This window comes from Azoarcus sp. KH32C (assembly GCF_000349945.1).
Taxonomy (GTDB): Bacteria; Pseudomonadota; Gammaproteobacteria; order Burkholderiales; family Rhodocyclaceae; genus Aromatoleum.
In genome coordinates this window covers 1,584,234-1,600,212 of sequence record NC_020516.1, presented here as the reverse complement: position 1 = coordinate 1,600,212, position 15,979 = coordinate 1,584,234, and the positions used below count along the sequence as shown (strand labels likewise).

General features: G+C 63.7%; 10 protein-coding genes. All 10 read left to right on the top strand.

Annotated elements, in window-relative coordinates:
• Entirely contained in the window at positions 1-1,491 is a 1,491-nt protein-coding gene (locus AZKH_RS07080; protein ID WP_015435068.1) for an N-acetylneuraminate synthase family protein, read from the top strand.
• Between the two features lie 3 nt (positions 1,492-1,494).
• The gene (locus AZKH_RS07075; RefSeq protein ID WP_015435067.1) at positions 1,495-3,345 is read left to right on the top strand and encodes a thiamine pyrophosphate-binding protein; all 1,851 of its coding nucleotides are present in this window, start codon (positions 1,495-1,497) and stop codon (positions 3,343-3,345) included.
• A 51-nt stretch (positions 3,346-3,396) separates the two neighbouring features.
• Positions 3,397-5,067 carry a radical SAM protein gene (locus tag AZKH_RS07070; protein ID WP_015435066.1) on the top strand — a complete coding sequence of 557 codons (1,671 nt, stop codon included), beginning with the start codon at positions 3,397-3,399 and terminating at the stop codon, positions 5,065-5,067.
• A gap of 9 nt (positions 5,068-5,076) precedes the next feature.
• The gene (locus tag AZKH_RS07065; protein ID WP_015435065.1) at positions 5,077-6,237 is read left to right on the top strand and encodes a class I SAM-dependent methyltransferase; all 1,161 of its coding nucleotides are present in this window, start codon (positions 5,077-5,079) and stop codon (positions 6,235-6,237) included.
• Entirely contained in the window at positions 6,234-6,779 is a 546-nt protein-coding gene (locus tag AZKH_RS07060; RefSeq protein ID WP_015435064.1) for an NUDIX domain-containing protein, read from the top strand. The genes AZKH_RS07065 and AZKH_RS07060 overlap by 4 nt, the downstream gene beginning before the upstream one ends.
• A complete protein-coding gene (locus tag AZKH_RS07055) occupies positions 6,776-7,846 on the top strand; it encodes an NAD(P)-dependent oxidoreductase (protein ID WP_015435063.1) in 1,071 nt (356 codons plus the stop codon). Before AZKH_RS07060 ends, AZKH_RS07055 begins: the two co-directional genes overlap by 4 nt.
• Positions 7,847-8,012: 166 nt before the next feature.
• A complete protein-coding gene (locus AZKH_RS07050) occupies positions 8,013-9,122 on the top strand; it encodes a radical SAM/SPASM domain-containing protein (protein ID WP_015435062.1) in 1,110 nt (369 codons plus the stop codon).
• Between the two features lie 55 nt (positions 9,123-9,177).
• A complete protein-coding gene (locus AZKH_RS07045; protein WP_015435061.1) occupies positions 9,178-9,966 on the top strand; it encodes a hypothetical protein in 789 nt (262 codons plus the stop codon).
• Positions 9,967-10,060: 94 nt separating this feature from the next.
• Positions 10,061-14,647 (top strand): glycosyltransferase, encoded by a 4,587-nt coding sequence (locus AZKH_RS07040; protein ID WP_172642457.1) that lies wholly within the window; start codon positions 10,061-10,063, stop codon positions 14,645-14,647.
• 357 nt (positions 14,648-15,004) lie between these two features.
• Positions 15,005-15,847, top strand: a complete 843-nt coding sequence (locus AZKH_RS07035; RefSeq protein WP_015435059.1) for a flagellin — start codon at positions 15,005-15,007, stop codon at positions 15,845-15,847.
• Positions 15,848-15,979: the final 132 nt, after the last annotated feature.

Sequence of the window (15,979 nt, the reverse complement as noted above, 5' to 3'; positions counted from 1 at the left end):
ATGAAACCGCTTTTCGTCTTCGAGATGGCCAACAACCACATGGGCGACGTCGATCACGGGGTCCGCACGATCCGCGCGATCCGCGAAGCCTGCGAAGGCTTCGACGACTGCTTCGACTTCGCCTTCAAGCTGCAGTACCGCGATCTCGACACCTTCATCCACGCCTCGATGCGCGGCCGCGACGACGTCAAGTACATCAAGCGATTCGAAGAGACGCGCCTCTCGGACGAAGCCTTCCGCACGCTCGTCGCCGAGATGGAGACGCAAGGGTTCAGGACGGTGTGCACGCCCTTCGACGAGCGCTCCGTCGATCGCATCGACGCGCACGGCATCGACACGATCAAGATCGCCAGCTGCTCCTTCACGGACTGGCCCCTGCTCGAGCGTATTGCCCGCGCCGACAAGCCGGTGATCGCCTCGACGGCCGGCTCCACGCTCGAGGAAATCGACAACGTCGTGAGCTTCTTCCTGCACCGGGGCAAGGATCTGACGCTGATGCACTGCGTCGCGGAATATCCGACGCCCGACGAAGCCCTGCAGGTGAACCAGATCGGCCTGCTGCGCGAGCGCTACCCGGACTGCCGCATCGGCTACTCCACTCACGAGTCGCCCGACAACACGGTCGCCGTCATGCTCGCGATGGCCAAGGGCGCGACCGTCTTCGAAAAACACGTCGTGTTGCCGACGGAGCGCTACCCGGCCAACGCCTATTCCGCAGACCCGCGCCAGATCCGCGATTGGCTGGCCGCCGCACGACGGGCATTGCAGATCTGCGGCAGCAGCGAGCGCTACGTGCCATCGGCCGCCGAACGCGCGAGCCTGACCAGCCTGCGTCGCGGGGTGTTCGCGCTGCGCGCTATCCCGGCGGGGGCCGAGATCGACGACAGCATGATCGAGATTGCCTTCCCCCCGAGCGAAGGCCAATTGACGGCCAACGACTGGTCGAAGTATTCACGCTTCGTCGCCCGCGAAGCGATCCCCGCCGGCGGGCCCGTGATGCACGCCGCGGTCGAGGAACAGCACCTGCGCGGCAAGGTGCTGCAGGCGGTGACCGCGGTGAAGGCGCTGCTGAAAGCCGGCAACATCGTCGTGCCGGGCAAGTCCGACCTCGAGATCTCGCATCACTACGGGATGGAGCGCTTCAGCGAGTTCGGACTGACGATGGTCACCGTCGTCAACCGCGAGTACTGCAAGAAGCTGCTCGTCATGCTGCCCGGCCAGACCCATCCCGAGCAGTATCACGAGCAGAAGGAAGAGACCTTCGTCGTGCTGCACGGCGACCTCACCCTCTGGCTGGACAACGAGCAGCAGCGCGCGAAAGCGGGCGACGTGATCACCGTGAATCGCGGCGTACGCCACAAGTTCCACACCGAAGGCGGCGCGGTCTTCGAAGAAATCTCGTCGACCCACTACAAGGACGACTCCTTCTACACCGATCCGGCGATCGCGCAGAACCCGCGACGCAAGACCTGGCTCACCTACTGGATGTAAGCAATGACCTCGATGCGCGTCGCAGACTTCATCATGCAACGGCTGGCCGACGAAGGCCTGCGCCACGTCTTCGTCCTGCCCGGCGGCGGCGCCATGCACCTCAACGATGCGCTGGCCTGCGAACACCGCCTGACCCCCGTACCGTGCCACCACGAACAGGCCTGCGGCATCGCTGCGGAGGCCTACGGACGCACGGGCCACCCCGACAACCCGGGCTTCGGCGTGGCACTCGTCACGACTGGCCCCGGCGCGACCAACGTGATCACGCCGGTCGCCGGCGCGTGGATCGACTCCGTCCCGATGCTGGTGATTTCCGGCCAGGTCAAACGCGCCGACCGGCTCAACGGCCGCCCGCTGCGCCAGGGCGGCGTGCAGGAAGTCGACATCGTCCCGATGGTCAAGTCGATCACCAAATACGCAGTCACCGTCACCGACCCGCTCGACATCGGTACACATCTCGATGCCGCATTGAGCGCGATGAAGTCTGGCCGCCCCGGCCCGGTCTGGATCGACGTGCCGCTCGACGTCCAAGCCGCACCGATCGACCCCGCAACGCTGCCGCCGCACGCCGAATCCGCCGCGGCCGCCGCGCCCACACCGAACCTGGAGCCGGTCGCCGCCTTGCTGCGCGACGCGAAGCGCCCCCTCTTCCTCGCCGGTCACGGCGTGCGCCTGTCGGGCGCGGCAGCGAGCCTGCGCCGCCTCGCCGAATCGCTCGGCGTACCGGTGGCCACGACGTGGAACGCGCTCGACATCCTGCCCTGGACACACCCGCTGAATGCGGGCCGGCCCGGCGTCGTCGCCTTGCGCGGCGCCAATTTCGCCGTCCAGAACTGCGACCTGCTCATCGCCGTCGGCTGCCGCCTCGACAACATCATCACCGCCTACAACCCGCGCGGATTCGCTCGGGCAGCGACCAAGGTCGTGGTGGACGTCGACGCCGCGGAACTGGCGAAGCTCGACATGGACATCTCGCAGGCCTTCGCGATGGACGCCGGCGACTTCATCGACGCGCTGGCTGCCGCAACCGACGAAGCGGCTGCACCCGACCGCACACAATGGCACGAGCACATCGCGGACTGGAAGCGGCGCTATCCGGTGTCCGACGGCCGTCCCTTCCCGGCGAGCGGCCCGATCGGCCATTTCCAGTTCGCCGACGCACTCTCCGACGTCGTTCCGGAAAACACCCTCGTCGGAACCGGCAGCTCGGGACTCGCGGTCGAAGCCTTCTACACGGCCTTCCGCAACCGCGAAGGCCAACGCGTGTTCCTGACCTCGGGCCTGGGGGCCATGGGCTACGGTCTGCCAGCCGCAATCGGCGCCTGCCTCGGCGACGACTCGCAACCGATGGTCGCAGTCGAATCCGACGGCAGCCTGCAGCTCAACCTGCAGGAACTCGCGACGCTCACCGGCCAGCGCCTGCCGATCTGTCTGATGGTGATGAACAACGCGGGCTACTGCTCGATCCGCAACACGCAGCGCAACTACTTCGAGGGGCGCTACCTCGGCACCGGCCCGGAAGCCGGGCTGACGATGCCCGATCTCGCGAAAGTCGCCGAGGTGTACGGCCTGCCCTACCTCCTGATCGACGATGCCGCCGGCCTCGCCGAAGGGCTCGCCCGTGCGCTCGAACTCCCGCGCCCCTGCCTGATCGACGTGCGGCTGATACCGGACGAGACGCTCGCGCCGAAGTGCGCCGCGATTCCGCGCGCCGACGGCTCGATCGTGTCGATGCCGCTCGAAGACATGAGCCCGCTGTTACCACTCGATATCCTCAAGACCGAGATGATCGTGCCGTTATTATCAACATCGCTCGAAGCGGTCAGACCCGGTGCAACCGGGCAACGAGCCTGACAAAGTTCCGTTTCAGGTGAACCCGCCAGAGTGAATTCCCCAGAGGTAGCCATGACCAAGATCCTGTTCATCGTTCCGCCGAATCTCTCGTACGAGAAGTATGTCCAGCCGGCGGAGAACACCCGTCAGGTCCGCAAGGCCGATGGTCGCCTCTACGGCAACCTCGCCACCGACATGCCGATCGGCATCCTGTCGATGAGCGCGTATCTCAAGGCGGCGACCGATGTCGACATCCGTCTGATCGACTTCAACATCGAGCTCAACGCGTTGGACCGCTTCGATGCGGCCTCCTTCGCCGAGTACTTCTCCGCATTCCTCGCGGAGCACCACGCAGATTTCGATCCCGACATCGTCGGGGTCTCGTCGCTGTTCAGCCCGTCGTACTTCAACCTGCTCGACCTCGGCCGCTGCGCGCGTGCGCTGTTCCCGCGCGCACTCGTGATCGCCGGCGGCAGCGTGCCGTCGAGCATGTACAAGCACGTGCTCAAGAACTGCCCCGACTTCGATGCGCTCTGTTACGGCGAGGGGGAAAAACCGCTGCTGAACCTCGTCCAGGCCGCCGACCGCCGTGCTTACATCGAGAGCAGCCCGTCCTGGGTCACCGACGCCAAGATTGCGCGCGGCGAGATGTTCGCCCACGACTTCGTCGACGACCTCGACGACTTGCCGTTCTACGACTACGAACTGTGCGAGGTTGAGCGCTACGGCATCAACCCGGCAATGACCGCCTATGCCGCGATCGAGGACAAGTCGAACAACTTTCACGTGATGACCTCGCGCGGCTGTCCGTTCAAGTGCACCTTCTGCGCGTCCCACAAGGTCCATGGCCGCAGGATGCGCTACTACAGCCTCGAACGCGTGCGGGCCGACTTCGAGCAGCTGCGCGACCGCTACGGCGCCCGCACGCTCGTCGTGCAGGACGACCACTTCATGGGCGACAAGGAACGCGCGCGCGCGATCGTCGACATGATCGGCGAGATGAAGATGACCGCGGTCTTCCAGAACGGTCTCGCACTCTATGCGCTCGAGCGTCCGATGCTCGAGGCGCTGCGCGGAGCCGGCGTCAACCATCTCGTGCTGGCGATCGAGTCGGGCAGCGACCGGGTGCTCAAGGACATCATGAAGAAGCCCCTGAAGCTCCACATCGCGAAGCGCGTCGCCGACGACTGCCGCGAACTGGGGATCTACACCAACGCGAACATCCTCATCGGTCTGCCCGGCGAGACGAAGCAGGACATCGAGGACACGCGTGCCTTCCTCAAGACGGTCAACGCAAACTGGTTCATCGTGCTTGCCGCGTCGCCGCTCGTCGGCAGCGAGATGCACGAGATCTGCGAGTCCAAGGGCTACCTGAAGGACGGCTACATCGGCAAGGACTACAAGAACGCGGTCGTCGAGACCGAGCACTTCAGCGCCGACTTCATCCAGGACCAGATGTACCTGATCAACCTCGAACTGAACTTCATCCATAACCCCGACATGCGCCTGGGCGAGTACGAGAGCGCGTTGAAGGGTTTCCAGAACGCCCTGCGCGCGAAGAACGATCACGCATTCGCGTTCCACTTCGCCGCCGAGTGTCACGAGCGCCTCGGACGTCACGAGAAGGCCGCCGAGTGCCGCGAGGCCGCGCGCAGCATCGTCGAGACGAGCCCCTTCTGGCAGCACTACTTCGCGCATTTCGGCCTCACGCCCGGACCGGCCCGCGTTCCCGAAGCCGCCTGAGCGAGACCGATGAGCGATTCCTGCCGGATCTGCGCCCACGCGCTGTTCCCGAACCCGCTCCTGGTCCAGGACGACATGCCGGCCGCGGCCCAGGGCCTGCCGGGCGCGGACGGCCTGGCCGCAGACCGCGGCGTCAGCCTCGTGCTGCGCCAGTGCGCAGGCTGCGGGCTGGTGCAGCTGACGAACGCGCCGGTACCCTACTGGCGCGACGTGATTCGCGCGGCCGGCATCTCGCCCGAGATGCGCAGCTTCCGGCTCGCCCAGTTCGGCACCTGGCTCGACACGTATCGGCTCGCCGGCAGGAAAGTCCTCGAAGTCGGCTGCGGCCGCGGTGAATACCTCGCGCTCCTTGCCGAGGCCGGCGCAGACGCCTTCGGCATCGAAAACAAGAGCGACTCCGTCGCCGCCTGCCGCGCAGCCGGCCTGCGCGTCGCCGAAGGCTTCCTCGAAGGCCCCGAGACCCGGCTCGCGGACGGCCCGTTCGACGGCTTCGCAATCCTGAACTTCCTCGAGCACATCCCGGACGCACCCCGCACGCTGCAGGGCATCGCCGCGAACCTCTCGGATGGCGCGACCGGCCTCGTCGAAGTGCCGAACTTCGACATGATCGTGCAACAGAGGCTGTTCGCCGAGTTCATCCCGGACCACCTCTACTACTTCACGCGCGAAACGCTCACCGGCCTGCTCGAAAACAACGGATTCGAGGTGCTCGACTGCCGTCCCGAATGGCACGACTACGTCTTGTCGGCAACGGTGCGGAAACGCCGCCCGCTCGACCTCGCGCCGCTCGCTTCGAGCCAGACAGCGCTGAAGGCGTCGTTCGACGCCTTTCTCGACCGTTTCGGCCCGGGCCGGGTCGCAATCTGGGGCGCCGGCCACCAGGCCCTGGCGCTGATCAGCCTGATGGGCATCGCGCCGCGGATCCGCTGCGTATTCGACTCCGCCCCGTTCAAGCAGGGCCGCTTTACGCCGGCCACCCACCTGCCCATCGTCGCTCCGGAGCGCCTTGCCGACGACGGGCCCGACAGCGTCGACGCCATCATCGTGCTGGCGGCAAGCTATTCCGACGAGGTCGTGCGCATCCTCCGGGAGCGTCACGGCAGCCGCTTCTGCGTCGCCACGCTGCGCGACAATCGCCTCGAAATCGTGATCGACGGAGACGCCCGATGAATCGCGAACGCGTGTCGCCCGACGACATCCGGGCCGCGATCGCAACCTTGCAGGCGGCAACGGGCTCGGCGCGCAGCGGCCTGCCCGAAGAGGTCTTCCTGTTCGTCAGCAGCCTGACGCCGATGATCAATGTCGATCTGCTGATCCGGGACGAGGCCGGTCGCACGCTGCTCACCTGGCGCCACGATCAGTTCTACGGCCCCGGGTGGCACATCCCGGGCGGGATCATCCGCTTCAAGGAAGCTTGCAGCGACCGTATCGCCGCCGTTGCCGACCGCGAGCTCGGCGCACGCGTCAGCGCCGAGCCGAAGCCGCTATGCCTGCATGAAATCACCAATCAGAATCGCGACATCCGCGGCCACTTCATCTCGCTGCTCTACGCCTGCCGTCTCGAGTCGCCGCTCGACGAGCACCGCCGCTTCGATCCCCAGGCGCCGCGCAATGGCGACTGGGCTTGGCACGCGGGCAGCCCGGACAACCTGATCCGGGTTCACGAAATCTACAGGCCTTGGCTGGATGCCGCCGGGTCCGGCAACGCATGACCACCACCCACCAACTATTCGATCAGGAAATCGACGCCGTCGTGCGCCGCTTCGACGCCGGTTGGGACGCACTGCGCGGCGCGCGCCTGTTCATCACCGGAGGAACCGGCTACTTCGGCCGATGGCTGCTCCCCATGCTGGCCCGCGCGGACGAAAGCCTCGGCCTCGACCTCCGGGTCACCGCGCTCAGCCGCGCACCGGAACGCTTTCTCGCCGAAGTACCGGGCCTCGAGCGACACCCCGCGATCGCGTTTCACCGCGGCGACGTGCGGGACTTCGAATTTCCGGCAGGCGACTTCACACATCTGATCCATGCTGCGACCACGGCCGCGGCGGCGACCTTTCATCGGCGCGAAGATCCGCTGACGAAGTTCGACACGTCCTACTACGGCACCCGGCGCGCCCTCGAATTCGCCGCCGAACGCCGCGTCGGCCGCATGTTGATGCTCAGTTCCGGCTCCTTCTACGGACCGCTGCAGCCCGAATACGACGCCTATCCGGAAGACTATCCCGTCGGGCCCGCCCCGACCAACCTAGAGGCCAGCGTCGGGCATGCGAAACGGGCCGCGGAATTTCTGTGCTCGGCCTTCGCCGATCGGCACGGCCTGTCGTTCTCCACGGCGCGCTGCTTCACCTTCCTGGGCCCCCACCTGCCGCTCGACCTGCACTATGCGGCCGGCAATTTCATCCGCGATGCGCTCCACGGCAACGCGATCACCGTGGCGGGCGACGGTACGCCGATCCGCTCGTACATGTACACCGGCGACCTGATGGTGTGGCTCCTCACGCTGCTCACGCGCGGCCAGAACGGCCGGGCCTACAACGTGGGCTCGGACGAGGCGATCACGGTCGGCGAGCTTGCCCGCCGCATCGGCCATCTGATCGCCCCGCACAAACCAGTACGCATCTTGCGGCAGGTCGAAGGCCCGGTGACGCGGAATGTGTATTTGCCGGAAGTGCGACGCGCACGCACCGAACTGAGCCTCGATCTATGGACATCGCTCGACGAATCGATCCTGCGCACCGCCGAGATCGCGGCCGAAACGGCGGCCAAAACGCCGAATTAGGCCGCACTGCCGCCCGTATTCCAGGGTTGGAGAAAGTGCAACTGAAAGCACAATCGATCGTCACAACAGATACAGCCGCACAGAACGGCCGATAAGCAGCACCCTGACAAACGCCGGGCATCCGAAGCTGGCCGCCCCGCGTCAGATCATCACGGAGAACACGACCATGACCGCCATCCACATTGCCGATTCCGGCCTGACCGCCGCCGAAGCCGCGAAGCGAAACGACCTCGCCTCGCGCAAGCCTTATGTCGCGGCCAAGCTCGCCCGCATCAGCGAAATGGAGGCGCGCGGCGAAATCAGTCCCATCATCCGGCTCGAAAAAAGCTATCTCTGCAACTTCCAGTGCACGCACTGCTCGGCCGAGTACTACATGGATCGGCACCTGCACAAGGTCTTCAAGATCGAGGACGAGCGCCGGAAGATCGACCTCGACGACATCCGCGAACTGTCCCGCCAAGCCGACGAGCTCGGCATCGCGCGCTTCGTGATCACCGGCGGCGAGCCGCTCGTCATGAAGGATTTCGATGCCGTCGTCGAGGCCATTGATCCGGAAAAGCACTACGTGATCACCGACACGAACGGCTGGTTCCTCGACTACGAGCGGGCAAAGCATCTGAAGGCGATCGGCGTCGAAAAAGTCCAGCTTTCGCTCGACAGCTTCATCGCCGAACAACACGACGCCTTCCGCAACAAGCCCGGCTCGTACAAGCGCGTGATGCGCGCCATCGAAGCGTCCCTCGATGCCGGCTTGAATCTCATCCTGTCGACCGTGCTGGTCAATGGCCGCGCGAAAACCGACGAATTCCGCGAAATGTGCGAGTTCTGCACCGAAAAGGGCATCGGGCTTTACGTGTCGTATGCAAAACCGACCGGCTCCTGCACCGAGCACCCCGAATTCGTCATCACGAAGGAAGACGCGGACATCGTGCGCGAGTTCGAAAAGAAGTACAACGTCTTCACGCACATGACTCCGTCGTACGGATCGTTCAAGGGCTGCATCACGGTCAAAGGCCTGATCACGGTCACCTCGACCGCGGAAGTCACGCCCTGCCCTTATATCGATCTCTCCCTCGGCAACCTGCGCGACACGCCCCTTTCCGAAATCCTCGCGCGCGGCATGCGCAACCCGTGGCTCGGACCGCATCGCCCGGATTGCCTGATTGGCGAAGATCCGCAATTCATCAAGCTCCATACCGAAAAGACCAAGAATGCCGTTCTTCTTCCGGTGCCCTGGGGCCAAGGCTTTTCGGATTCCGACTCCCTGATCGATTGATTCCCGCGGCGACCGAAGCCGTTCCGATCATTCCCGATATCTCATTAAAAAAATCATGTCCGAAAATACTCCCGCCGATCTTTTCGACGAATTCGGCCGCTGCATTCCGGCCGAATCCGTCGGCGCCCACCGGAAATCGCGGCGCTATTTCCAGATCGTGCAGCCTGAAATCGATTACGCGGCAATCCTGGACCGCAGCTTGCGTCATTTCGGGGATTTCATCGCCGACGAACTCGACGCAGCCCAATTCCAGGCGCGCGCCGAATCGATTTTCGACAGGCTGGCGAACGATCCGGCGACGAAGAACATCACGCGCGGAGTCGGCATCCCCTTCATCGTCCCGAAAACGATCGAAACCGATATCGGCGCCGCGCTCGAAAAAATCTACTTGCCGGCCGTCGCGGCTGCGTTTCAGGAAAAACTCCCGAACGCATCCTTCAAGAACCATAGACTCCACCCCCTGGACGGCAAAATCGGAATAGCGTCCGGATCGCGGCACGAGTCCCTGGTCGAAGCAGCGGGCCGCTCTGCCGTCGTGGGAATCTATTTTCCTTGCCTCTCCGAATATTCGATTTCCGGAGCCCTGTCGCAAACCAAGCTTCTGCCCGCACAATTCATGCTGGCCGGCGGCTATGACACCTGCGCCGCGCTCGTCGGAACGCCGGACCTCCTGATCCGCACCGACGGTTATCCGCCGCTGTTGTGGCTCGGCGCCCTCGAAACGCAAGACAAGACGTCCGGCTACCATTTCGAACCCTACGGTCTGAACCTCACGTTCAATCACCGGGTACATCAGGACAAGGTCGCGGAATATTGGTGGTGCGGCCTCTCCGTGCTGGAATAGACCACGAATTGAACCGCACGCCCGGCGCACCGATCCTTCGTGTGCGTGGCCCGACCTGAACTCCCGTCCGCCCTGACCGCAGATGCCGAACTCATTGAAAAGACTGTACCGCGAGCGCCGCCATCCCTATTACATCGCGGCCCCGAATTATTTGCGGGCCTCGGCCGGCATCCGCGTCATGCACCGGCTATGCCACGCATTGAATCTCGCGGGTGAGGAAGCCTGGATCACGTGTCCCGAAACCGACCCGTCACTCAATACGCCGCTATTGACGACGAACATCCGCCGGGAGCACGAAGCTGCGGGACTCAGGCCGATCGCGGTTTACCCGGAAGTGATCGCCGCGAATCCGCTCGATTGCCCCGTCGTCGTCCGATATATTCTCAACGTTCCGGGATTGCTCGGGCAACGCCCGGCTTATCGCGATTCGGACCTCTATTACGTCCATACCGACGAACTCGCCCAGCATCTGGACCACTGCGAAGGGCTGCTGTTCCTGCCGACCACCGACGCGTCGATCTTCAACAACTTCAATAATCCGTTCGACAAGGACCGGCGCGGCGCATGCATTTATTTCGGCCGCTACGAGGAAGGCAAGAATGTCTGGAAGGATCTTGCCGATCGTTGCACCGTCATCACGAAGGAATTCCCGGCGACTCATCCGGAGCTCGCGGATCTCTTTCGCCGCAGCGAGCGGCTCTATTGCTTCGAGAACACGACGCTGCACCTCGAAGCACGACTTTGCGGCTGCCCGGTCGTGCTGCTCCCGAGCCCGCTGATCGATCTCGACAAACCATTCGGCGCGCAACTCGGCTTCAATGTCGGCCTTGCTTTTTCGAATGACGAGCAATCGCTCGAAGAGGCGCGCCGCGGCGTGGCCGAAGTTCCCAAGATCTACGAGGCGCTCGAAGGCAAGTTCTGGACGCAGCTGGAATCGTTCGTCGACCTTACGCAGGAGCGCGCGCGCGCGACGACCGGCGCCAGCTCCTTCACTGGCGCAGGCCTGCCCGCGGCATCGCCAAGCATCAAGGCGCGGACGGAGGACCTGCCTGTTTTCGATCGGCGTCGCCCCTACTACGTCGTCGCCGACGACTACACCCGGGTCGACAGCCGGGTGCGTGCGATGCACCAGCTTTGCCATACGCTCAATCTGGCCGGAGCAGAGGCATACATGATTTGCGGCCGGACCGCGCCCGAGTTGCGCACCCCGCCGCTCACGCTGGCCATCGAGGAGCAGCATCGCACGGCAGGCGTCACGCCGATCTTCATCTATCCCGAAGACGTGGTCGGCAACCCCTTGCGGGGCGAAAGCGTCGTGCGATATGCGGTGCGAACTGCCATCGAGCCCGTGCCTGGCGAACTGGTATTCGCCACCTCGCCCGATCTGCTTCCGCCCGAAGCCGGTGAAGATCAGTTGCTCTTCGTTCCCATCGTCGACCGCTATCGCTTTTCGTCCGACGGCGCGACTGGAGAACGTCCGCGCGTACTTGCCTACACCGCGAACTTCCCCGACGCCCACAAGCTTTACGCCGGCCTGCTTTCGCAATGTGAAGAGATCACGCGCAGTCATCCTGCAACCCAGGACGAGTTGATCAAGGTACTGCGGCAGGCCGATCGCCTCTATTGTTTCGGCGAATCGAATCTCGCTCTCGAAGCGGCCCTCTGCGGATGTCCGGTCGTCTACGTGCAGGCGCCCGGCCAGCGCGCCCACCCCGGTGGATTCTTTGCGTACGGCAATGAGGGACTGGCATTCGACGACACCGACGAGGCACTCCATCAAGCTCGCGAAACCGTTGGCCAGATCCGGACCCACTACGTCGATCTGGCGAACCGGTTTCCGCAGCAGCTCTCCAATTTCATCCGGCAAACGCAGCAACTTTCGATTCGCCCACGTTCGGAAGACGTACATATCGCCGAACCGGAATCGGTCTTCTCGTATTGGCGGCGGTGGCGCTTTGCCGCGCCCAACATCGAGGGATCCAATTACGAGAGATGGCGTTCGAACAAGATCGTGCGTGAAATCGACGCCGAGCTTTTCGCCGAACGGATGATCCGCAAGTGGACTTCGCGCCCCAGGTTTCATTTCGGCCTGGAATTGCGGGCGGGAGAAGAATCGCTCCTCGCCGATACGCTCGATGCGCTCGACGCGCAGCTTTACCAGGATTGGCAATTCACGATCGTCGCCCCCTTCCCCGCGCCGGACCCGGGATTCCTGAACCTGCCGCACATCCATTGGGTGACCGTCGATAGTGCGGACCAGGCGATGGCGGCACTCGAACGCGCCTTCGAACAGACAGAGTCGGACTGGATCGGATTGCTGGAGCCCGGGGTCCGCCTCGAACCGCACGCGCTCCTCGTCTATGGCGATTACATTGCCACACGGCCTTCCTGGCTCTTCGTCTATTCGGACGACGACGTCGTCAGTCCGAACGGAGAACTGGGCACTCCCCGCTTCAAGCCCGACCTGAATCTCGACTTGTTGCGGTCGATGCATTATCTCGGCAGCCTGTGCATCGTACGGCGACAAGCCTTCATGCAAGCCGGGCAGCTCGGCGACTGCAAAGGGGCGGAAGGCTACGATATCGCCCTGCGCGTGCTGGACAATTTCGGCGTCTCGACGATCGGCCACATCGCGGAAGTTCTATACCACTCCCCCGCCCTCTCGGTACGGGAAATTGCGGTCGACTCCGAGCGTGCGGCACTGGAAAACCACCTCACGCGCTGCGGCATTACCGCGAAAATCGTGGACGGACACGGCTTCGCGACGCGTCGTGTCATTTACACGCAGAACGACACGCCGAAAGTCTCCATCGCCATATTCAGCGCCAACAAGGCCGAATTCCTGGCCCCTTGCCTCGACAGCATCCAGACCCTCAGTACCTATTCGAACGTCGAAATTCTGTTGATCGACGGCGGCAACACGGACCCCGATTCCGCCGCGCTTCTGGCAAACATCGCCGCCGGGCCGACGAAGTTTCCGATCACGATTCTCGATTCCTCACAGCTGCCGAATCTGGCGGCCCGATACAATGCCGCGGCCAAGGCGGCGCAAGGCGACTATCTCGTCTTCCTGGACGACGACACCGTCATCCTGCAGGACGACTGGCTCGAACGCCTGCTGAATATCGCGATCCGCCCTGAAGTGGGGATGGTGACGCCGCGACTCGGCTATCCGGGCAGCGGAAGGATCAGGGACACGGGCCAGATCCTCGGACTCGGGGGCGCCTCGGCGCCGGCCTGGGACAACCTGCTCGAACCCGACGAACCGGGCTATCAGGGCCTTGCAACGGTCGACCGGAACGTTTCCGCGGTATCGCCCGCCTGTTTCATGGTCCGCTCGAGCCTCTTTCACGACCTGGGGGGGTTCGACGAGAAGGACTATCCGCAGGACTACCCGATCCTCGATTTCTGCCTGCGGCTGCGCAATACCAAACGCTGGATCGTATGGACCCCCTACGCGACCGTCGCCCACTACAACTCCGGGTCGCGCAACGCCGCACTGAGCGGCAATGCCCGCTTCACGCAACTCGCGGCACGCGAACAGGAAAACGAAACCCTGCTGCGCAAGTGGCTTCCGACCCTCGCGAACGACCCGTTCTACAACCGCAACCTGAGCCTGAGCACGCCCTACCAGCCGGACGCCCAATTCACCGTGCCGTGGGACACCAATTTCCACGAGCGGCGCCGGCTTCTGGGCTTTCCCATCACCGGCGGATCGGGCGAATACCGCGTCATCGCCCCGTTCCGCGCCATTTCGCAAGCCGGGCTCGCCCAAACATGCGTGATCGAACCGGCCGCCAACCAGCTGCGCATCCCGTCGCTGACAGAACTCGTCCGCGCCGAGCCCGATGTCGTCGTCATGCATCAGGCGATTACGCCGATGCATCTCGAAGCACTGGAGCGCTACCGGAAATACCGTCCTGACATCCTGCGGATCACGGGCCTGGACGACCTGATCTCCCTCTTGCCGGCCAAACATCCGCGATATCGCCAACGTTCGATCGACGTGCGCCCGCGCCTCCGGGCATGTCTGGACCTATGCGACCGCGCCATCGTCAGCACCGAGCCGCTTGCGGAACTGTGCCGCCCCCTCATCGACGACGTTGTGGTGATGCCGAACTGCCTCGAATGGGACATCTGGGGCAAGCTCGAGCCGATTCGCGCTCCCGGTGAAAAGCCGCGCGTCGGCTGGATCGGCGCCCAACAGCATTACGGCGACCTCGAGCACGTCTTTGCCGTCGTCGAAGAACTCGCCGACGAAGTGGACTGGATCTTCATGGGCATGTGTCCCCCTGAAATTCGCCCCTTCGTCAAGGAGGCTCACGGCTGGACCCACGGTCTCTCGGCGTACGCGTACAAGATGTCGACGCTCAATCTGGAGCTCGCCATCGCGCCCCTCGACCAGAACCCCTTCAACGAAGCGAAGAGCAACCTCAGACTGCTCGAGTATGGTGCGATGGGCTGGCCGGTCGTCTGCACCGATATCTATCCCTATCAGGACGCGCCCGTCGCACGCGTTGCGAACCGCCCGAAAGCGTGGATCGACGCCATCCGCGAGATCCTGTCCGACCGAGACGCGGCCCGCGAACAAGGGCAGCAACTGAGGCAGTGGGTGGAGAACGACTTCATCCTTGAGAAGCGGCTCCCTGAATGGCTCGATGCCTTCGCGAGGCAAAAGTGACCGACGCATCGCCGCCCCATCCAGACTCGGCACTTCCGCTCTGACCACCGCGCCGCGAAGCACAGCGAGCGCAGAACTGCCCCGAAAGACGATGCCGGCCTCCGCAGCCGGCATCGTCTTTTCATTTTGTCTCCCCGCAGATTCGGCGCTCCAATCAACGGTAGAACCATATTTGCCGATCACCGGCAAAAACATCCTCCTGCCTGCAAACCTTGCCGCGGCAAATTCGAGAACCGAACGAATTGACCCGGTTTTGGTCTTCATTTCTGCAGATCAAGCCTTTTCAAACGCTGGCATTCTCTTTGCTGTGGAGTATTGCAGAACACAATCACTTGAAGCCAAGTCAAGGAGGACATCATGGCTGCCACGATTAATACCAATCAGATATCGCTCAATGCGCAGCGGAATTTGAGCTCGTCACAAGCCGGCCTCGCGACCGCCATCCAAAGACTGTCTTCGGGTCTTCGCGTCAATAGCGCCAAGGATGACGCCGCCGGCCTCGCAATTTCGGAACGGATGAATGCGCAGGTGCGCGGTTTCAATGTGGCGATTCGAAATGCCAATGACGGTATTTCAATGGCTCAAACCGCAGAAGGTGCAATGCAGGCAATTACCGACAACCTGCAACGCATGCGCGAATTGGCAATCCAGGCAATGAACGGCACCGTCACGACGGGCGCCGGCAGCGATGCGGCGAATCTCGACACCGAATTCCAGCAGCTGCAATCCGAAATCGGTCGGGTCATGAGCGGAACGACGTTCAATGGCCAGGCCGCACTGAATATCACGGCCGACACGAAGTTCCAGGTCGGAGCCGGCACGGGTGCCAACGACAGCATTACCGTGTCTGCCAGCCAGGTGAGCCTGTCCGGCGCACTCACTGGCGTCACGGGCAGCGTCTCCGCCGGCTTCGCCGGGGCGAGTGCCCAAGTCGTCGCAATCGACGCTGCGCTCGACAAGGTCAATACCGCCCGAGCGAACTGGGGTGCCGTTCAGAACCGATTCCAGTCGGTGATCCAGAACCTCCAGGTCTCGTCGGAAAACATCGGTGCCGCGCGTGGCCGGATCATCGACGCCGACTTCGCCCAGGAAACCGCCAACATGACCCGAGGCCAGATCCTGCAGCAGGCCGGCACCGCGATGCTCGCCCAGGCGAACTCGATCCCGAACAACGTGCTGACGCTCCTGCGCGGCGGCTGATCCCGGATCAACCCACATCCCACCACGGGGTGGGCGGCACGGCCTTCAAGGCCGTACCGCCCGCCCCGTTTTTCTTTATCCAGGCGCGCGTGCCGCACACAAATCGCATCATGCGGGCGACGTCGTGAAAGG